We start from the raw sequence: 18,698 nt of genomic DNA, 5'->3' as shown, positions 1-18,698 counted from the left end.
AAGCCGGGCGGACAATGGCTGCGATCGACTGGGTATTGCTGGCGGTGGTCGCTGTCTCGGCGCTGTTCGGCCTGATGCGCGGCTTCGTCGGCGTGCTCGCCTCGCTCGCGGCCTGGGTGCTCGCCGGCTGGGCGGCGTTCCGGTTCGGCGGCGATCTGGCGCTGCTGCTCTCCAGCGACGCCGACATCGGCGCGGGCGAGCTGTTCGGCGGATACGCGCTGAGTTTCATCGCGGTGCTGGTGGTGGTCGGTCTGGTCGGCTGGCTGGTGCGCAAGCTGGTGGAGTCGGTCGGACTCACCGGACTGGACCGCACGCTCGGCTTCGCGCTCGGCATCGCGCGCGGCCTGTTCGTCGGCTGCGCGCTGGTGCTGCTGCTGGGACTGACGGCGATGCCGAAGGAACCGCAGTGGCAGCGTTCGCAGGTGGTGCCGGTGTTCGTGCCGGGCGCGCAATGGCTGCGGACCTGGCTGCCCGACTGGGTCGCGGCGCAGGTGGACCTGGACGGTCGCGAATCTTCACTCCCGGCGCCGCAGGCGGCACCGGAGACCGAGCCGGCGCTGCCGGCGCCGGTCAGCGAGGCCTGACGGGCCGCGCGCAACACACAACTTCACAGGCAGGACTAATCACCATGTGCGGCATTCTCGGTATCGTCGGCCACAACGACGTCGCGGCGCAGCTCTACGACGGCCTGTCGGTGCTGCAGCATCGCGGTCAGGACGCGGCCGGCATCGCCACCGCCAACGGCAGCAAGCTGCGCGTGCACAAGGGCAACGGCCTGGCCAGCGACGTGTTCGACGAGGTCGCGATGGCGCTGCTCGAAGGCCGCGTCGGCATCGCCCACTGCCGCTATCCCACCGCCGGCAGCGAAGGTTCCGACGAAGCACAGCCGTTCTACGTGAACTCGCCCTTCGGCATCGCGCTGGCGCACAACGGCAACCTGATCAACACCGACGCGCTGCGTCGCGAGGTGTTCGAGCAGGATCGCCGCAACGTCAACACCGAATCCGATTCGGAAGTGCTGCTCAACGTGTTCGCGCACGAGCTGGACACGCAGAAGGCGCTCAACCCCGAGGCCGCGTTCCGCGCGATCGAGGGCGTGACCCGCCGCTGCGTCGGCGGTTTCGCGGTGGTCGCGACCGTGCTGGGCCTCGGCCTGGTGGCGTTCCGCGATCCCAACGGCATCCGCCCGCTGGTGCTGGGCAAGCGCCACTCCGGCGGCCAGGACGAATACGCGGTCGCGTCGGAATCGGTCGCGCTCGACCTGCTCGGCTTCGAGCGCGTGCGCGACGTGCGCCCGGGCGAGGGCATCGTCGTCACGCCGCGTGGCGAGCTGTTCACGCGCCAGTGCGCCGAGCCGCGCGAGCACACGCCGTGCATCTTCGAATACGTGTACTTCGCGCGCCCGGACTCGATGATGGACGAGGTCTCCGTGCACAAGGCGCGCATGCGCATGGGCCAGAAGCTCGGCGAGAAGATCCTGCGCCTGCGTCCGGACCACGACATCGACACGGTGATCCCGATCCCGGACACCTCGCGCGACGCCGCGCTGGAAATCTCCAACGTACTGGGCGTGAAGTACCGCGAAGGCTTCATCAAGAACCGCTACGTCGGCCGCACCTTCATCATGCCGGGACAGGGCGAGCGCGCGAAGTCGGTGCGCCGCAAGCTCAATCCGATCCCGCTGGAATTCCGCAATCGCGTGGTGCTGCTGGTCGACGACTCGATCGTGCGCGGTACGACCTCGCGCCAGATCGTGCAGATGGCGCGCGATGCGGGTGCGCGCAAGGTGTACCTCGCTTCCGCCGCGCCGGCGGTGCGCTTTCCCAACGTCTACGGCATCGACATGCCGTCGGCCGAGGAACTGGTCGCGCACGGCCGCACCGACGACGAAGTGCAGAAGCTGCTCGGCTGCGACTGGCTGATCTACCAGGACCTCTCGGACCTGGAAGAGGCGGTTTCCGGTCCGAAGCACCGCATCGACCGCTTCGATTCGTCGTGCTTCAACGGCGAGTACGTCACCGGCATCGAGCCGGGCTACTTCGAACGCATCAAGCAGCTGCGCTCGGACGAGGCGAAGAAGACGCGGAGGGCGTGAGATGGTGCGTTCGCTGCAACTGGCGCTGATCCCGGACGATGAGAACGGCGAGGTGCTGCGGCAGATGGTCGAGGACGGCGACGACCTCACCCTCGAACGCCCCGTCGAGTTCTTCCACGTCTTCGCCGATGAGGCGCAGGCCGACGCCTTCGCCGCCGCCGCCGCGCAGCAGCCAGCGCTCACGCCCGAAGCGCCTGAAGTCGATGACGAATACGTGTGGCAGGTCTGCGTGGTGCGCGTGATGGCGCCCACGCACGCCGCGCTCACCGCGCAGGAGCGCGAACTCGCTGCGCTGGCCGAGTCGCATGGCGGCTTCGCCGACGGCTGGGCCTGCTCGCCCGCGGACCGCGAAGCGGACTGACGCGTGGCAACGTCGCTGTTCGACGCCGCGCGCGCCTGCCTCGATGCGGGCACGCCGGAAGCGAAGGTCGACGCCACCTTCGCCGCCGCCGAGGCGTTCGCGCGCGGCGAGCTGCACATCCCGCACGACGCGCCGCCACCCGAAGCGATCCGCATGCCCGGCCGCCCGGAGCGCCCACTGCTGGTGCATCCGCGCGACCTGCCGCGTCGCGGGTTCGGCAGCGTGGAAGGACGCGCCGCCTTCATCCACGCGATCGCGCATATCGAATTCAACGCCATCGACCTGGCGTGGGATGCGGCGTACCGTTTCCGCGGATTGCCTCCTGAGTTCTACGCCGACTGGGTGCAGGTCGCGCACGACGAGGCGCGCCATTTCGTGATGCTGCGCGAACGCCTGCGCGAACACGGCCACGACTACGGCGATTTCGACGCGCACAACGGTCTGTGGGAAATGGCCGAGAAGACCGCGCACGACGGCCTCGCGCGCATGGCACTGGTGCCGCGCGTGCTGGAGGCGCGCGGACTCGACGTCACGCCCGGGATGATAGTGAAGCTGCGCTCGCTCGGTGACGACGCCACCGCCGACATCCTGGAAGTGATCCTGCGCGAGGAAGTGGCGCACGTCGCCGCTGGCTCGCGCTGGTTTCGCTGGTACTGCGAGCGCGAGGGCGTCGATCCGCTGCCGCGCTTCCGCGAACTGCTGGCGCAATACGCGCGCGCCGTGCTCTACGGCCCGTTCAACCACGAAGCGCGCGGTGCCGCGGGCTTCGCGCCGGAAGAGCTGGAAGCGCTGGAGAAGCTGGTCGGCTGACCGTAGCCCGGGTAAGCGAAGCGCACCCGGGTTGAAGTGTCGATGCGCCGGCAAACCCCGGGTGCGCTTCGCTTACCCGGCTACGGCTACAGCGTCAGCCCGTGCAGCGCGAAGCCGTCGCGGCTCACGCGCAACACCGACCCCTGGTCGTACCAGTCGCCGAGCACGATGCGCTCGCACGCACGGCCTTCGACCTGTAGTTCATGCACGGCCGGGCGATGCGTGTGGCCGTGGATCATGCGCGTCAGGCCGTAACGGCTGAAGGTGCCTTCGACCGTTTCCGGCGAGACATCAGTGATGGATTCCATCGTGCCCTGCTGTTTCAGTCCGCTCTGGTGCGCCTTGCTTGCCGCGCGCGCCTGCTGCGCGAACGCGATGCGCGCGACCAGCGGTTGCGAGAGAAATTGCGCCTGCCACTGCGGATTGCGCGTCTGCGCGCGGAACTGCTGGTAGGCGACGTCGTCGGTGCACAGCAGGTCGCCGTGCAGGATCAGCGTCGGCTGGCCGTACAGCATCACCACGGCGGGGTCGGGCAGGATCGTCATGCCGGCACGTTGCGCGAACGACTCGCCGAGCAGGAAATCGCGATTGCCGCGGATGAAATGCACTGGTACGCCCGTGGCCTGCAGCGCATGCAGTTCGCGCGCGACGTAGGCGCCGGCGTCGGACGGATCGTCGTCGCCGACCCAGGCCTCGAACAGGTCGCCGAGGATGTACAGCGCGTCGGCGCCACGGGCCTCGGAACGGACGAAGTGGCCGAACAGCTCGGTGATCTGCGGGCGCTCGGCGTCGAGGTGCAGATCGGAGATGAAAAGGGTGGTCATGGCGGCGATTCTAGGGGGTGCCGGCGGCCATGACGCGTCCGAACGTCTCGGTCCGGTAAAATCGCCGGTTTCCCCGCACCGGGCCTCTGCCATGAGCTGCCGCACCCGCTTCGCCCCCAGTCCCACCGGCTACCTGCACATCGGCGGCGCGCGCACCGCGTTGTACTGCTGGCTGGAATCGCGCCGCCGTGGCGGGCAGTTCGTCCTGCGCATCGAGGACACCGACCGCGAGCGCAGCACGCAGGGGGCGATCGACGCCATCCTCGAAGCGATGGAATGGCTGAGCCTGGACTACGACGAGGGTCCGATCTACCAGACCCAGCGCCTGGACCGCTATCGCGAGGTCGCCGAACAGATGGTCGCGGCCGGAACCGCGTACTACGCGTACGAGACCAAGGACGAGCTGGAAGCCATGCGCGAGAAGGCGATGGCCGCCGGCGACAAGCCGCGTTACAACGGCGCGTACCGCGATCGCAACGAAGGCTTCCGCGACGATCCCAACCGCGTGATCCGCTTCCGCAATCCGCTCGACGGCACGGTCGTGTGGGAGGACAAGGTGAAGGGTCGCATCGAGTTCGCCAACACCGAGCTCGACGATCTGGTGATCTTCCGTTCTGACGGCTTCCCGACCTACAACTTCGCGGTCGTGGTGGATGACCTCGACATGGGCATCACCGATGTCGTACGCGGCGACGACCACGTCAACAACACGCCGCGGCAGATCAACATCTACCGCGCGCTCGGTGCGACGGTGCCGCATTTCGCGCACCTGCCGATGATCCTCGACCCGGAGGGCGCCAAGCTGTCCAAGCGTCGCGGCGCGGCGGACGTCATGCAGTACCGCGAGATGGGTTACCTGCCGCATGCGCTGCTCAACTACCTGGTGCGCCTGGGCTGGTCGCATGGCGACCAGGAGATCTTCTCCATCGCACAGATGACCGAACTGTTCGACCTGAAGGACGTCAATCCCAAGGCCTCGCGCATGGATCCGGCGAAGCTCGGCTGGCTCAACCAGCAGTACCTCAAGAGCGACGATCCGGCCGAGGTGGGCAAACACCTGGAATGGCACCTGCGTGCGCATGGGTATGACCTGTCGAAGGGCCCGAAGCCGGCCGACATCGTCGTGGCGATGCGCGACCGCGTGCAGACGCTGAAGGAAATGGCCGAGCGCGCCGTGGTGTGGTTCGGCCCGCTGACGCAGTACGACGAGGCCGCCGTCGCCAAGCACCTCAATGCCGCCGCACGCGCGCCGCTGGTCGATGCGCGCGAACGCCTCGCCGCGCTGTCGGACTGGAACGCTGAGTCCGTGTCGCAGGCCCTCCACGCCACCGCCGAGGCGCTCGGCGTCGGCATGGGCAAGGTCGCCCAGCCGATGCGCGTGGCGATCACCGGCACCCAGGTCAGCCCGGACATCTCGCACACGGTTTACCTGGCCGGGCAGGCGGAGGCGCTGGCGCGCATCGACGCCGCCCTTGCAAAAGTGCCGGCCGGGGCCTAAATCGGAAGGACCCGTTCACGGGAACCCGGAATGAGCCACGACCACGCCTGCACCGACCCCTCGCACCACGTCCACGACGGCGACGCCTTCGTGCACGAGGTCGAGCGCGCGTGCGAGCAGCGTGGCCTGCGGCTCACGCCGATCCGCGCGCATGCACTGCGCCTTATCGCGGATGCGGGTCGTCCGGTGAAAGCCTACGAGCTGCTCGACCAGATGAAGGCCACGCACGACGCCGCCGCGCCGCCGACGGTGTACCGCGCGCTGGATTTCCTGCTCGAGCACGGCTTCATCCACAAGCTCGCTTCGATCAACGCCTTCGTCGGGTGCCACCATCCGGGTTCGGCGCAGCACGCGGTGCCGTTCCTGATCTGCGACCGCTGCCAGTCCGCGACGGAACTGGAAGACGAGCGCATCGTGGAAACGCTCGATCGCCGCGCGCGCGAACTGGGCTTCACTCCGCAGGCGCAGACGCTGGAAGTGCACGGCGTCTGCGCCGCATGCGCCGCGGAGGAGCGGCAGGCCAGCGCCTAGTCGTAGGCGACGGTGATCAGCCGCAGCGAGTCGCGCTCAACGCCGCGCTCGCGCATGTAGCCGACGTAGTAGTCGACCAGCGGGCCGCGACCCACCGTATCCAGAGGTTCGACCGTGCGCTGCAGGCTCGGCGCGTCCGCTGCAAGCGGAACTCTGGCGTCGTGCGCGGCGCCCACGGTGGGTACGACGATCTCGCCGCGAAACTCGATCGTTCCGGTCGTGGCGAGCGCCGGCATCGTGCCGGCGAGGAAGAGAACGGCCGCGCACATGCGTGATGCAGTTTCCATGTTCCACCTCCGTCCGTGTCGCGGCGTGTTGCCGCGCCGGCACTCTTGCACCGGTTTTGTGGGACGGATGTGAATGCAACTATGCGGTGGCCGGTTGCAACCGCGGGTTGCTCTCGCGGATCGGAAGGTTCGCCGCCGCGGCAAGCAGTGCCAGTACCATGTCGGCGTACCACATCCAGCTGAAGTCGCCGAAGCGTTCGAGCACGACGCCGCCAATCCACGCGCCGAAGAAGCCGCCGAGCTGGTGCGAGAGCAGCGTGAGGCCGAACAGCGTGCCGAGATAGCGCGCGCCGAAGAGCTTGCCGACCAGTCCCGCGGTCGGCGGCACCGTCGCCAGCCAGGTCAGGCCCAGTCCCGCGGAGAAGATGAAGAAGGTGAGCGGCGTCGGCGGCGAAACGAGGTAGATCGCGATCATCACCGCGCGGCTGGCGTACATCGCCGCGAGCAGGTACTTCATGCGCATGCGCTGGCCGAGCCAGCCCGCGGCGAGGCTGCCGCCGACATTGAACAGGCCGATCAGCGCGAGCGACACCGCCGACACGCTCGCCGGTAGGCCGCACAGCGCGATCTCGCCCGGCAGGTGCGTCACCAGGAAAGCGATGTGCACGCCGCAGGTGAAGAAGCCCAGGTGCAGCATCCAGTAACTGCGATCGCGCAGCGCGATGCGCACCTGTTCGCGCAGGCCGATGCCGGGTGCAGGCGTTGCGTGCGTGGTAGCGGCTGCATTCGCTGCATCAGCAGGCTTGCGGCGCAGCGGCCATGCCAGCGGCAACGTTGCCAGCGCGGACACCGCGAGCGTCCACATCGCCGCAGCCCAGCCGGCGGCACTGATCACCGCCTGCACCAGCGGTGCGAACACGAACTGTCCGAACGAGCCGCCCGCGTTGATCACGCCCGCGGCCATCGAGCGCTTCTCCGCCGGCATGTGCTGCGCGGTCGCGCCGATGAGGATGGAGAAACTGCCCGCGCCCGCACCGGCGGCGGACAGCACGCCGAGCGTCAACAGCAGGCCCCACTGCGACGGCATCGCCGGTGCCAGCACCATGCCGGCGGCGAGCAGGATGCCGCCGGCGACCAGTACGCGCCCTGGGCCGCGCTGGTCGGCGATCGCACCGAACACCGGTTGCACAGCGCCCCACACGAACTGGCCGATCGCCAGCGCGAAGCTGATCTGCGCCACGCTCAATCCGGAGCTTTGTCCGATCGGCGCGACGAACAGACCCATCGATTGGCGCACGCCCATCGTGATCATCAGCATCGCAGTCGCGGCGAGGACCAGCGGCCAGTAACGCGTGGCCGGGTGAGGTGCGGTGGAGGTCATGCGTTTGCTCCGGGATCCAGACGCGCCAGCGCGCGGTCGATATGGGAATGAAGGGCTTCTACACGCGTGGTTCCGAGGCTCGAGTCGATCTCGTCCTGCGCGCGACGCCATAGCGGACGCGCCTTCTCCAGTACGCGCCGGCCGGCGTTTGTCACCGTCACTAGTCGCTGGCGCGCATCCTCGCCGCTGACCATCTCGACCCAGCCTGCAGCGGTGAGCGGCTTGAGGTCGCGGGTGAGGGTGGTGCGGTCCATGCCCATCTCGCGGGCGAGCGCGCCCATCGCCTGTGGCGTACGCGAGGCGCGGCGCAGGATCGAGTACTGGTTGAGGTTGATGCCGAGCGGGGCGAGTGCGCGGTCGTAGCGCAGCGTTACCAGCCGCGCCAGCTTGCGCAGGCGGAAACAGGTGCAGGTGCCGGGAGGGGCGGCGGTGTCGGTCATGATGCGTGTATATACACCTATTCCTGGAAAAGAAAAGCGCCGGTTTGCAGCCGGCGCTGTTCAGGTTTCCGCGAAGCCCTCAGAAGTAGGCGCGCACGCCGAACGCCACGCCGCGACCGGGCAGGGGCGCAAGGTCCTTCAGGAACGACGTATGCGCGCGCGCTTCCTCGTCGAGCAGGTTGCTGCCGTCGACGAACAGCTCCCACGCATTGCCCTTGGCGGTGTCCTGGTGCCACGCCACGTGCGCATCAACGAGCGTGTAGCCGGGCGTTTCGCTTTCGAACTCGGCCACGTCATCCTGACGCGCATAGCGCACCGCGCCGAGCGAAGCACGCCATGCACCCTGTTCCCAGCGCACTTCGCCGCCGAGTCGCTTCGGCGCGATGCGCGGCAGGTTGCCACCGCGGGCCAGGTCGACCGTGTAGTCGTGCGAGTGGTCGCCGTGCGGCACGGAGATGTCGAGCTGGCGCGAGCCGTTGCCGCTCAGTTCGCCGCGCACGATGTCGCCGAACACGCGCAGGTCCCAACGGCCGCTGGCGTTGTCGGCGAAGTTCCAGCCGAACTCGGCCTCTGCGCCGTTGAAGCGCGCGTCGTCCTGCGTCCACACGCGCACCGGGCCCTCGGCTTCCTCGATGCCGGTGTCGGCGAGATAGACGAAGTCGTCGTAGCGCACGTGGTACAGCGAAGCACCGAGTTTGAACGGACCGCCGTGCCAGTGCAGGCCGATTTCGGCGCGGTTCGCGGTTTCGACGTCGAGATCGGGCGAACCAAGTTCGATGCTCGACGTCGCCACGTGCAGGCCGTTGGAATACAGCTCTTCCGCAGTCGGCGCACGTTGTGCGCGATCCAGACCGAACGACAGATGGAAGGCTTCGGTGATGTCCCACTTCAGCGCCGCCGACAGGCTGGTGGTGTGGAAGTCGCGGTCCGGACCGATCGCGACCGCATCATCGACATCGACTTCGTTGCGGTCGAAACGCGCGCCGAGTTCGGCCTTCACCGCGCCGAAGGTCTGTTCGCCCAGCCAGAACACGCCGGCGTCGAGGCCCTTCGACGGCGGAACGAAAGCCTCGTCGCCGATCGCTTCGAAATCGCGCTGGCCCCACTGCACGCCGAGCGCGCCGTCCCAGCCCAGAAGCGGTTTGTGCACGAGTTCCACGCGCGCTTCGGTGCTGGTGTTGTCGAACACAGTGCCGGTTTCCTCGCCCTCGTACTCGGTGTGCGTGTACTCCGTGCGCGCGACCTTCGCGCGCAGCGACTTGAACACGCCCAGGTCGTCGAGCCCGCCGCGCACTTCGTAGCGGTGCTGTTCCATCGCGATGCTGACCGGGCCTTCCTCGCCCTCCGCTTCTGGTTCTTCGCCTTCGTGCTCGTGGTCGTCGCCGTGTTCGTGCGCGTGCCCCGGCACGCCGTAGCGCGTGTCGAACAGGCTGGCGCCGACGCCGAGGAATCCACGCTCGCCGATCCAGCTCACGCCCAGCGCGCCGCTGTCGGTGCGTACGAAGCTGTTGGGCAGCGTTCCCTTCTCCGACGGATCCGGCGTCTCGCCTTCCTGCGCCATCAACTGCGCGCTCTCCGGATAGCCCGGGATGTCGTAGTCGCCGGTCTCGCGATGCAAGCCGTCGATGTGGAAGACCACATTGCCCGAGGCAGCGGTGGCATCGAGACGGACCATGCCGGTCGTCTCGTCGTTGACGGTGTTGCCGCGCAGTTCGGCGCGGCCCTGCAGCGGTTCGTCGGTGACGGCCTCGGGGATGCGGCCATCGACCACGTTGACCGCGCCGCCAATGGCACCGCTGCCGTAGAGCAGGGTCGCCGGGCCCTTCATCACTTCGATCTGGTCGGCGAGGAACGGCTCGATGCTGACCGCGTGATCGACGCTGACCGTGGACACGTCGCCCGAGCCCAGTCCGTCGCTGAGCACCTGTACGCGTGCGCCATCGAATCCGCGCACGATCGGGCGTCCGACGCCGGGACCGAAGTAGGACGACTGCACGCCGGGCAGTTTCCCGACGGTCTCGCCCAGCGAATTCGCCTTGGCTTCGTCGAGCTTCTCGCCCGCGAGGACCTCGATCGGGCGGGCCAGGTCTTCGGCGGTGCCCACCAGCGGCGTGGCCTTCACCTCGACGCCGGCCAGGTCGGTGGCCTTGTGTTCATGGCCCTGATCGTCGGCGTGGGCCGCCAAGGGCAGGGCAGCCGCCAGGGCCAGGACGAGGGGGAGGCGTCGGAACAGGGGGCGCGTTCGCATGGGTTGGGGTAAAGTTGGGTGGCGGAAGTCGTGGAATGTTATATTATAACGAAACGCGGTCCGCACCCTCCCGAAAGTCATGCCCATGCCCGACCCCGCCCGCCGCAGACTGCTCGACCGCATCGGTGCCTATGGATCGCTGCTGTGCGCGATCCATTGCGCGCTGCTGCCGCTGGCGATCGCGCTGCTGCCGTCGCTGGGCGTGGCGGCGTGGCTGGGTAATGGCTTCGAAGAGGCTTTCGTGGTCTTCGTCACCGCGCTTGGGCTGTTCAGTCTGGTCTGGGGCTATCGCCGCCATCGCGCCGTGCAGGCGCTGTCGTTGCTGGTGCCCGGTCTGGGGCTGCTGTGGGTGGGCGTTCTGTACACGCCGCTGCACGAAAGCCTGATCCCGCATGCCATCGCGATGACTATCGGCGGCACGCTGGTCGGGCTGGCCCATCTGGCGAACCTGCGCCTGAACCACCTGCACGTTCACGACGCATCGTGTGCCCACTGACGAGCTGAGGAGCTGCCTGAAGCGGAGCCCCCTTGGTAATGGGGCGCCCGAAGGGTGGGCTTCGGATGCGAAGCGGCCGAATCGATGCGCGTGCTAGACTGCGCGGCCTCGCGTGTGTCGCGACCGCGTATTTCGTAACCCCGCACCCGGTGCGGATTTGACAGTTTCAGGAGCAGATCATGGGCAAGGGCGACCGTAAGACCGCCAAGGGCAAGCGCTACAACTCCAGCTACGGCAACGCCCGCAGCAGCAAGGCCGTGACCAAGGCCGCCGGCAACGCCGCCGCGCCGGTCGCCAAGAAGGCGACCAAGACCGTGGCCAAGGCCCCGGCCGCCAAGAAGGTCGCGGTGAAGAAGACCGCTTCCAAGGAATAAGCGCACAGCGCCTGTTCTGGCAGAACCTGCCAGCAAAAAGCCCCGCTCAGGCGGGGCTTTTGCTTTTCCGGCGATGGAACGCGACGTCAGCGTTTCGCCGCCTTCTCCACCTGGGTCCACACGCGCAGCAGGTTGCCGCCGAGGATCTTGCGGATGTCGGCATCGGAATGGCCGCGCTTTTGCAGGCCTTCGACCAGGTTCGGATAGTCCGCCACCGAGCGAAGTTCCACCGGCAGGTTGCCGCTGACGCCATCGAAGTCCGAGCCGATGCCGACGTGGTCGGAGCCGATCAGCTTCACCGCGTAGTCGATCTGGTCCAGCACCGCGTCGATGTGCGTCACCGGCACAGGATGCGCCTGCTTCCACGCATCCTCGAAATCGTCCTTCGAGCGCGCCGGCTTGCCGGCCGCGACGAGCTTCGCGTTCTCACGCTCGAAGTCGGCTTCGGCCTGGAAATACGCCTGCAGATTGGCCGCCGCCGTCGGATTGACGAAGCCGGTGCCGAACACGAGCTGCACCACGCCGCCTTCGGCTGCGACGGCCTTCGCCAGTTCGTCGCTGATGTTGCGCTCGAAGCCCGGGGTGAAGTGGCGCATGCCCGAATGACTGGCGATCACCGGCACGTCGGTCGTGCTCAGCACGTCGCGGATCGCATCGTCGGAGAGATGCGAGACGTCGACCATGATGCCGAGGCGGTTCATCTCGGCCACGACCTGTTCGCCGAACGGGCTCAGTCCACCCCACTTCTTCTCCAGCGCGTAGGACGAGTCGCTGATGCGGTTGTTGGCGCTGTGGGCGAGGGTGATGTAACGCACGCCGCGCTGCTGGAAGGCGGCGAGCTGCTTCAGGTCGTCGCCGATCGGCGCACCGTTCTCCATGCCCAGCGTGAGCAGCACGCGGCCGCCCTTGCGCAGCTTCTCCACATCGGCTGGAGAACGCAGCAGCGCGAACTTGTCCGGATGGCGCGCGGTCATCGCCTCGACCGCATCGATCTGCGTGTTCGCGGTCTGCCACGCGGTGCCGGCGGCGTCCTCGTCGGGCGAGGTGTAGATCGACATGAAGGCCACGTCGAGACCACCCTGGCGTGCACGCGGGTAGTCGAATTCCTTGCCCGGCGTCGCCACGCCCAGGTCGTCCCAGTGCGAGAGCAGCTCGCCGGGCGCGTCGATGTGGGTGTCGACGATGATCGCGTCCTGCGCCAGGCGCTGCGCCGCATCGCTCGCGGCCATGACGGGCGTGGCGGCCAGCGCCAGGCCGAGGGCGGACATACCGAACACGGTTGCAACTCGCATGCTTTCTCCCCTTGGTGACGAACGATGACGCGATGTCAGACGACGCGGTGCCCGCCCGCGTGCACCGCGTGCGCGAGCCTGCCGCCGAGCCAGTAGCACAGTTCCGCCGGATGGCCGATATGCCATTGCACGAAGTCCGCGCGGGCGCCGACGCGCAGCACGCCGCGATCCTCCAGTCCCAGCGCGCGCGCGGCATGGACCGTCGCGCCGCGCAGCGCTTCCTCGGGCGTCAGGCGGAAATGCGTGCAGGCCAGTTGCATCGCCTGGCGCAGCGACTGCAGCGGCGACGTGCCCGGATTGCAGTCGGTCGCCAGCGCCATCGGCACACCGTGTTGGCGGAAGGCGTCGAGCGGCGGCAACCGTGTTTCGCGCAGTACATGGAACGCGCCCGGCAGCAGCACGGCAACGGTGCCGTGTTCGGCCATCGCGCGCGCGCTGTCCTCGCTGGTGTATTCGACGTGGTCCGCGGAAAGTCCATCGAACGCCGCCGCCAGCGCCGCGCCGCCGAGGTCGCTGAGCTGGTCCGCGTGCAGCTTCACCGGCAGCCCCAGCGCGCGAGCCGCTTCGAACATCCGCCGTGTCTGCGCCGGACTGAAGCCGATGCCTTCGCAGAACGCATCGACCGCATCGACGAGTCCTTCCACGTGCAGGCGCGGCAGCCATTCGATGGCCGCGTCGATGTACTCGTCGCTGCGACCGGCGAACTCCGGCGGTAGCGCGTGCGCCGCGAGGTAGGTCGTGCGCACGCTGATGCCGAGCTGCTCCAGGCGTCGTGCGACGCGCAGCATCTTGCGTTCGTTGTCGAAGTCCAGGCCGTAGCCGGACTTGATCTCCAGCGTGGTGACGCCGTCGGCGATCAGCGCGTGCGCGCGCGGCAGCGACTGGCGCAGCAGTTCGCCTTCATCGGCCGCGCGCGTGGCGCGCACGGTCGAGAGGATGCCGCCGCCGGCCCTGGCGATCTCCTCGTAGCTGGCGCCGCCCAGGCGCATCTCGAATTCGCGCGCGCGGTCGCCGGCGAAGACCAGATGGGTGTGGCAATCGACCAGTCCGGGGGTGATCCAGCCATGCGCCTCGATCACCTCGCGCGCGAGCTTCTGCGGCGTTCCGGGCAGGTCGGCGCGGGAACCGACGAAGGTCAGGCGGTCGTCCTTCCAGGCCAGCACGCCATCGCGTATCTCCCCGTAGCCCTGCGGGGCGTCGAGGGTGGCCAGGGAAGCGCCGAGGATCAGTCCGTCCCAGGCCGGATGCGTGCTCGAGGTCATGAACGGATTCTAGCCGTCCGGCGGGTGTCGCCGGGTGGACCGCATCGCCACGATCACGCGCATTCGCGACAATGGCCCCATGAAGACCCTCGATGCCGCGATGCTCTGGACCCCGGACGGCTGGCGTGCCGATGCCGGATTCGATGTCGACGACCACGGCCACATCGCCGCGGTCCGGGCCGCCGAGCCCACCGCCAGCGCGAGCTGGATCGTGCCAGGCATCGCCAACCTGCATTCGCATGCGTTCCAGCGCGCGATGGCCGGCATGGCCGAACGCCAGACCAATCCCGAGGATTCGTTCTGGACCTGGCGCGAGACGATGTACCGCTTCGCCGCGCGTTTCACCCCGGAGATCCTGCAGGCAGTGGCGGCGCAGCTTTACGTCGAGATGCTCGAAGCCGGCTACACCACCGTCTGCGAGTTCCATTACCTCCACCACGCGCCCGACGGCAGGCCCTACGACGATCCGGCCGCGATGTCGCGCGCGCTGATCGCCGCCGCGCGCGAAGCCGGTATCCGCTTGACTCTGTTGCCGGTGCTGTACATGACCGGCGGTTTCGACGGCCGCGCGCTGGGCGAACGCCAGCGTCGCTTCGGCCATGACGTCGATGCCTACCTGCGCCTGATCGACCTGCTGTGCGAGGAAGCCGGGCCGACGCTGCACGTCGGCTGCGCGCTGCACAGCCTGCGCGCGGTGCCGGTGGACGCGATGCGCGCCGTGCTCAATGCGTTGCCGCCCGCAATGCCCGTGCACATCCACATCGCCGAGCAGATCGGCGAAGTGCAGGACTCGCTCGCGCTGCGCAACGCGCGGCCGGTCGAATGGCTGCTGGGCAACGCCGCGGTCGATGCGCACTGGACGCTCGTGCACGCCACGCATCTCACCGCCGCGGAGGTGCGCGGCATCGCGGCAAGCGGCGCGACCGTCGCGATCTGCCCGACCACCGAGGCCAACCTCGGCGACGGCCTGTTCCCGCTGCGCGATTACCTCGACGCGGACGGACGCTGGGGCATCGGTTCGGATTCGCACATATCGGTGTCGCCGGTCGAAGAACTGCGCTGGCTCGAATACGGCCAGCGCCTGTCCACGCGCCATCGTAACATCGCCGTGCGCACCGGTTCGCCGAGCGTCGGCGAAACACTGCTGCGCGACGTGGCACACAGTGCGCGCGCTTCGACCGGCCACGCGATCGGCACGTTCGCCACGGGTGAATTCGCCGACGCGGTGGTGCTCGACACCGATGCGCCGCAACTGTTCGGCCTGACCTCGGACGACGCAGTGGATCGCTGGATCTTCAGCGGCAACCGCACGCTGGTGCGCGACGTCTACGTGGGCGGGCGACGCGTGGTCGAAGGCGGGCACCACGTGCAGCGCGCGACGATCGCGGCACGTTACCGTGCGGCGATGGCGAAGCTGATGGCGGAATGATTCCGCGCGCCGTCAGCCGAACAGGTCCGCGTCGCGCGCCAGCGCGCCTTCCAGTTTCAGCAGGAATTCCTTGGTTGGCAGACCACCGCCGAAACCGGTGAGGCTGCCGTCGCTGCCGATCACGCGATGGCACGGGAGCACCAGCGGCAGCGGGTTGCGCCCGTTCGCCGCACCGACCGCGCGTACCGCGCTGGGTCGCCCCACGCGTTGCGCCAGCTGCGCGTAGCTGATCGTCTCGCCGTAGGGAATCGACGCGAGCGTGTTCCAGACATCGCGCTGGAATTCCGTGCCGCGCGGCGCCAGCGGCAGGTCGAATTCGCGTCGCGTTCCGTCGAAGTATTCCTCGAGCTGTCGCGCCGTGAGCGCGATGGCCTCGCATTCGCCGGGCGTCCAGTCCGCCAGGCGCGCCATCGGATGGCGTGGTGTGTGGAATTCGATCAGATGCAGGCCGTCGTCGCTTCCGGCCAGCAACAGCGGCCCGACCGGGCTGGGTACGTGCGTGTAGCGGATCACGGCGTCGCCTCGGCCGTCGCGGCGTTGCGACGCGTGCGTGTGCGCGTGGGCGAGGCCTGTTTCGCCGCGACCGGGCGCGCGGGTGCCTGCATCGCCGCATCGCGCCACAGGTGGATGACGGCGTAACCGCGCCACGGGCGCCACGACTCGGCGCGACCGCGCAGCGCACGCGTGCTCAAGCGCGAGCCGTCGGTGGGCACCATCTTCTGCAGCACCAGATCTTCCGCCGGGAACGCGTCCGGATGTCCGAGCGCACGCAGCGCGATGTACTGCGCCGTCCACGGACCGATGCCGGGCAAGGCGACCCAGCGCGCGGTGAGGTCTTCGAGCGTGCGCTCGGAGCGGAAATCCACGTGCCCGTCGAGCAACGCGCGGGCGACGCCACGCACCGTGTTCGCGCGTGCGCGGATGAGACCGATCTGCGTCAGGTCCGCATCGACCAGGTCTTCCGGCGTCGGGAACAGATGCGTCAGTCCCGGCGCGAACGGTTGCACGAGTGGTTGCCCGTAGCGCTGCGCGAGCCGCGTCGCCAGCGTGCGCGCAGCGGCGACGCTGACCTGCTGGCCGATGATCGCGCGCACCGCGATCTCGAATCCGTCCCAGCCACTCGGCAAGCGCAGGCCCGGTCGCTGTGCGAGCAGCGGCGCCAGACGCGCGTCCACCGATAGCGCAGCGGCGATGGCCTGCGGATCGGCGTCGAGGTCGAACATCCGGCGCAGGCGCTGGACGATCTCGAGCAAACGCGCCGGCGCGGGGCCATGCAGTTCCAGGCGCAGCGCGTGTTCGTTGCCCGGCCACGCGCTCACGCGCAGCCAGCCGGGCCGATCGGCCGGGCCGATCACGCGCGCGTAGCTGTGTTCGTCCACTGCTTCCACGCCCGGCAGCGCACGTCCACGCAGGAAGTCGAGCATCGCCGCGAAGTCGTACGGCGGGCGGTAGCCCAGTCGCAGCACCAGCGCTTCGCCGGCATCCTGGGTGGTCGTGTCGCGTTTGCGCAGGTCGCGCGGCGGCATGCGGTAGGCGTTGCGGAATGCGTCGTTGAAACGCCGCAGGCTGCCGAAACCCGAGGCGAGTGCGACTTCGGTGATCGGCAAGCGCGTTTCGGTCAGCAACTGCTTGGCGAACAGCAGCCGGCGCGTGCCGTGCACGCCGATCGGCGCGACGCCGACGCGATCGACGAACAACCGGCGCAGCTGGCGCTCGCCCAGTCCCACGCGCTGTGCCAGCGCCGACAACGGCTGTTCGGCCAGCGCGCCGTCATCGATCAGCTTGAGCGCACGCGCGACCGCGGCATCGCCGCGACGCCAACTGCCGTCGTCGGGTGACAGTTCCGGGCGACAGCGCAGGCACGGGCGATAACCCGCCGCTTCGGCGGCTGCGGCATGGCGGAAATACTCGACGCGCTTTGCGGTTGTCGCCGGACATACCGGACGGCAGTAAATGCGCGTGCTGAACACGGCCGTGAAGAACAGGCCATCGAAACGCGCATCGCGGGAGCGGCGCGCCTGTTCGCAGACATGCCAGGCGGGCAGGGCGTCGGAGTGCGGGGGCGGGGAACGGTGCATGGACGCAGGCTAGCACCGTGCCGTTGCACGGACTCGCCGGATTCGGACACGGACGTGGGACGGGCCTGGACGGTCCGTCGCCGCGCCTATTCGGCAGTACGGAGCATCGGCAGCAGCGGAGCGAGGTCGCCGTCGTTCGGCGCCGGTGCGATGCCGAGCAGGTGCGCCAACAACGGATAGACATCGACATTGTCGAACGCAGGTACGCGTGCGCCCGGCACGAACGACGGTCCGCGTGCGACGAATAGGGCGCGCATCGACGGCAGCGCGGGATCGAAACCGTGCGAGCCGCGCGTGGCCTGCGGCGAACGCCGCGCGAGCTTGTCCGGATACAGAGCATCCCAGCCTTCGTCCATCTGGCACACGATCGGCGGAACGCGTGGATTGCGCCCGTAGTGCCAGCGCGCCGGCAGTTCGCTGCGGCGCCAGCATTCGTACTGCGCATGGCGGCCGAGCAGGCGCTGTTCGGCGATCGCCTCGCGCCCCAGCACCGGCACGAAGCCGATTGACTGGCCGTCCGACACGGCCTGCGCATCGTGCGGGCCGATCATCTGTTCGACGCCGATCGCATGGTCCGGACCGACGGTCGCCATGCCGTGGTCGGACACCACGACCAGATCGACGCGATCAAGCATTCCGCGCGCGGCGAGCCCGTCGTACAGGCGGCCGATCGCGGCGTCCATCTCCTGCAGCGTGCGCCGCACCTGCGGCGAATCCGGGCCGTGGTCGTGGCCGGCCTTGTCGAGTTGTTCGAAGTACAGCGACACCAGGCCCGGTCGCTGCGACGGCGGGGCATCGAGCCAGCCCAGCACCTCGTCGACACGGCGCTCCGGCGGAACCTTATCGTCGTAGGCGACCCACTGGTTCGGGCGCACGCCGCGGATGCTCGCCGAGCTGCCCGGCCAGGCCCAGCTCGCACTGCGGATGCCGTTCTTCTCGGCGGTGACCCAGATCGGTTCGCCGCCCCACCAGCGCCCGTCGTCCACCGCGCGACGGTCCGCGACGGCGAAGCCGCCCAGTTCGCCGTCGGCCATCCGGTTGTGGATGACGCCGTGGCGGTCCGGACGCAGGCCGGTGACCAGCGTGTAGTGGTTGGGGAAGGTCAGTGAGGGATACGACGGCAACATGCCATCGGCCTGCGCGCCTTCGACCGCGATGCGGTGCAGGCGCGGCGTGTCCTGCGGCGACAGGTAGTCGGCGCGGAACGCATCGATCGACACGAGCACCACCGCATCCGGGCGTCCAGTCGTGGACGTCGCGGGGCGGGTCGGAACGGACGCCGAACAGGCGGCGAGGGCAAGGCAGGCGGACAGGGCCGCGGAACGGGAAAGACGCATCGTCCGATGATAGCC

Annotated in this window: 19 protein-coding genes; 9 read left to right on the top strand and 10 right to left on the bottom strand. The window is 68.7% G+C overall.

The window, feature by feature from the left end; translation table 11 throughout:
- Positions 1-14: 14 nt before the first annotated feature.
- From FOF45_RS01560 to FOF45_RS01545, 4 genes are read left to right on the top strand one after another with little or no spacing between them, the layout of a single operon-like run.
- The gene (locus FOF45_RS01560; protein ID WP_158982282.1) at positions 15-584 is read left to right on the top strand and encodes a CvpA family protein; all 570 of its coding nucleotides are present in this window, start codon (positions 15-17) and stop codon (positions 582-584) included.
- Positions 585-628: 44 nt separating this feature from the next.
- Positions 629-2,095: an amidophosphoribosyltransferase gene (gene purF / locus FOF45_RS01555; RefSeq protein WP_158982281.1), complete on the top strand. Its 1,467-nt coding sequence runs from the start codon at positions 629-631 to the stop codon at positions 2,093-2,095.
- A gap of 1 nt (position 2,096) precedes the next feature.
- A complete protein-coding gene (locus FOF45_RS01550; protein ID WP_158982280.1) occupies positions 2,097-2,456 on the top strand; it encodes a ribonuclease E inhibitor RraB in 360 nt (119 codons plus the stop codon).
- A 3-nt stretch (positions 2,457-2,459) separates the two neighbouring features.
- On the top strand, positions 2,460-3,266 hold the full coding sequence (locus FOF45_RS01545) for a ferritin-like domain-containing protein (protein ID WP_158982279.1): 807 nt from the start codon (positions 2,460-2,462) through the stop codon (positions 3,264-3,266).
- An 86-nt stretch (positions 3,267-3,352) separates the two neighbouring features.
- Here the strand turns inward: FOF45_RS01545 and lpxH are convergent, their stop codons facing one another.
- Positions 3,353-4,090 (bottom strand): UDP-2,3-diacylglucosamine diphosphatase, encoded by a 738-nt coding sequence (lpxH, locus tag FOF45_RS01540; protein ID WP_158982278.1) that lies wholly within the window; start codon positions 4,088-4,090, stop codon positions 3,353-3,355.
- Positions 4,091-4,181: 91 nt separating this feature from the next.
- On the opposite strand from lpxH, the gene gltX reads away from it, so the two are divergent.
- Both gltX and FOF45_RS01530 read left to right on the top strand, forming a co-directional pair.
- Entirely contained in the window at positions 4,182-5,588 is a 1,407-nt protein-coding gene (gltX, locus tag FOF45_RS01535) for a glutamate--tRNA ligase (RefSeq protein ID WP_158982277.1), read from the top strand.
- A 30-nt stretch (positions 5,589-5,618) separates the two neighbouring features.
- Complete coding sequence (locus tag FOF45_RS01530) at positions 5,619-6,119, top strand: transcriptional repressor (protein WP_158982276.1); 501 nt, start codon at positions 5,619-5,621, stop codon at positions 6,117-6,119.
- Here FOF45_RS01530 and FOF45_RS01525 read toward each other — a convergent pair.
- From FOF45_RS01525 to FOF45_RS01510, 4 genes are all read right to left on the bottom strand, one after another.
- The gene (locus tag FOF45_RS01525; RefSeq protein WP_158982275.1) at positions 6,116-6,406 is read right to left on the bottom strand and encodes a hypothetical protein; all 291 of its coding nucleotides are present in this window, start codon (positions 6,404-6,406) and stop codon (positions 6,116-6,118) included. The genes FOF45_RS01530 and FOF45_RS01525 overlap by 4 nt on opposite strands.
- A 79-nt stretch (positions 6,407-6,485) precedes the next feature.
- A complete protein-coding gene (locus FOF45_RS01520; protein ID WP_158982274.1) occupies positions 6,486-7,727 on the bottom strand; it encodes an MFS transporter in 1,242 nt (413 codons plus the stop codon).
- Positions 7,724-8,167 carry a MarR family winged helix-turn-helix transcriptional regulator gene (locus tag FOF45_RS01515; protein ID WP_158982273.1) on the bottom strand — a complete coding sequence of 148 codons (444 nt, stop codon included), beginning with the start codon at positions 8,165-8,167 and terminating at the stop codon, positions 7,724-7,726. Before FOF45_RS01515 ends, FOF45_RS01520 begins: the two co-directional genes overlap by 4 nt.
- Positions 8,168-8,246: 79 nt before the next feature.
- Positions 8,247-10,415: a TonB-dependent receptor domain-containing protein gene (locus FOF45_RS01510; RefSeq protein WP_158982272.1), complete on the bottom strand. Its 2,169-nt coding sequence runs from the start codon at positions 10,413-10,415 to the stop codon at positions 8,247-8,249.
- Positions 10,416-10,500: 85 nt separating this feature from the next.
- On the opposite strand from FOF45_RS01510, the gene FOF45_RS01505 reads away from it, so the two are divergent.
- Together FOF45_RS01505 and FOF45_RS01500 are read left to right on the top strand one after the other, a co-directional pair.
- Positions 10,501-10,911 carry a MerC domain-containing protein gene (locus tag FOF45_RS01505; protein WP_158982271.1) on the top strand — a complete coding sequence of 137 codons (411 nt, stop codon included), beginning with the start codon at positions 10,501-10,503 and terminating at the stop codon, positions 10,909-10,911.
- A gap of 179 nt (positions 10,912-11,090) precedes the next feature.
- A complete protein-coding gene (locus FOF45_RS01500) occupies positions 11,091-11,285 on the top strand; it encodes a 30S ribosomal protein THX (RefSeq protein WP_158982270.1) in 195 nt (64 codons plus the stop codon).
- Between the two features lie 86 nt (positions 11,286-11,371).
- On the opposite strand, the gene FOF45_RS01495 is transcribed toward FOF45_RS01500, so the two are convergent.
- Together FOF45_RS01495 and hutI are read right to left on the bottom strand one after the other, a co-directional pair.
- The gene (locus tag FOF45_RS01495; protein WP_158982269.1) at positions 11,372-12,577 is read right to left on the bottom strand and encodes a dipeptidase; all 1,206 of its coding nucleotides are present in this window, start codon (positions 12,575-12,577) and stop codon (positions 11,372-11,374) included.
- A gap of 35 nt (positions 12,578-12,612) precedes the next feature.
- Entirely contained in the window at positions 12,613-13,839 is a 1,227-nt protein-coding gene (hutI, locus tag FOF45_RS01490; RefSeq protein ID WP_158982268.1) for an imidazolonepropionase, read from the bottom strand.
- 79 nt (positions 13,840-13,918) lie between these two features.
- On the opposite strand from hutI, the gene FOF45_RS01485 reads away from it, so the two are divergent.
- Positions 13,919-15,268, top strand: coding sequence for a formimidoylglutamate deiminase (locus tag FOF45_RS01485; protein ID WP_158982267.1), 1,350 nt, complete (start codon positions 13,919-13,921; stop codon positions 15,266-15,268).
- A gap of 12 nt (positions 15,269-15,280) precedes the next feature.
- Here FOF45_RS01485 and FOF45_RS01480 read toward each other — a convergent pair whose 3' ends face one another.
- From FOF45_RS01480 to FOF45_RS01470, 3 genes are all read right to left on the bottom strand, one after another.
- Entirely contained in the window at positions 15,281-15,781 is a 501-nt protein-coding gene (locus FOF45_RS01480) for a methylated-DNA--[protein]-cysteine S-methyltransferase (protein WP_158982266.1), read from the bottom strand.
- Complete coding sequence (locus FOF45_RS01475; protein WP_158982265.1) at positions 15,778-17,346, bottom strand: DNA-3-methyladenine glycosylase 2 family protein; 1,569 nt, start codon at positions 17,344-17,346, stop codon at positions 15,778-15,780. Before FOF45_RS01475 ends, FOF45_RS01480 begins: the two co-directional genes overlap by 4 nt.
- Before the next feature lie 86 nt (positions 17,347-17,432).
- The gene (locus tag FOF45_RS01470) at positions 17,433-18,683 is read right to left on the bottom strand and encodes an alkaline phosphatase family protein (RefSeq protein WP_158982264.1); all 1,251 of its coding nucleotides are present in this window, start codon (positions 18,681-18,683) and stop codon (positions 17,433-17,435) included.
- Positions 18,684-18,698 lie beyond the last annotated feature (15 nt).

The organism is Lysobacter panacisoli (assembly GCF_009765165.1).
GTDB classification, from domain to species: domain Bacteria; phylum Pseudomonadota; class Gammaproteobacteria; order Xanthomonadales; family Xanthomonadaceae; genus Lysobacter_J; species Lysobacter_J panacisoli.
Note: the sequence above shows the minus strand (reverse complement) of the source record. Positions and strands in the feature narration are given on the sequence as shown.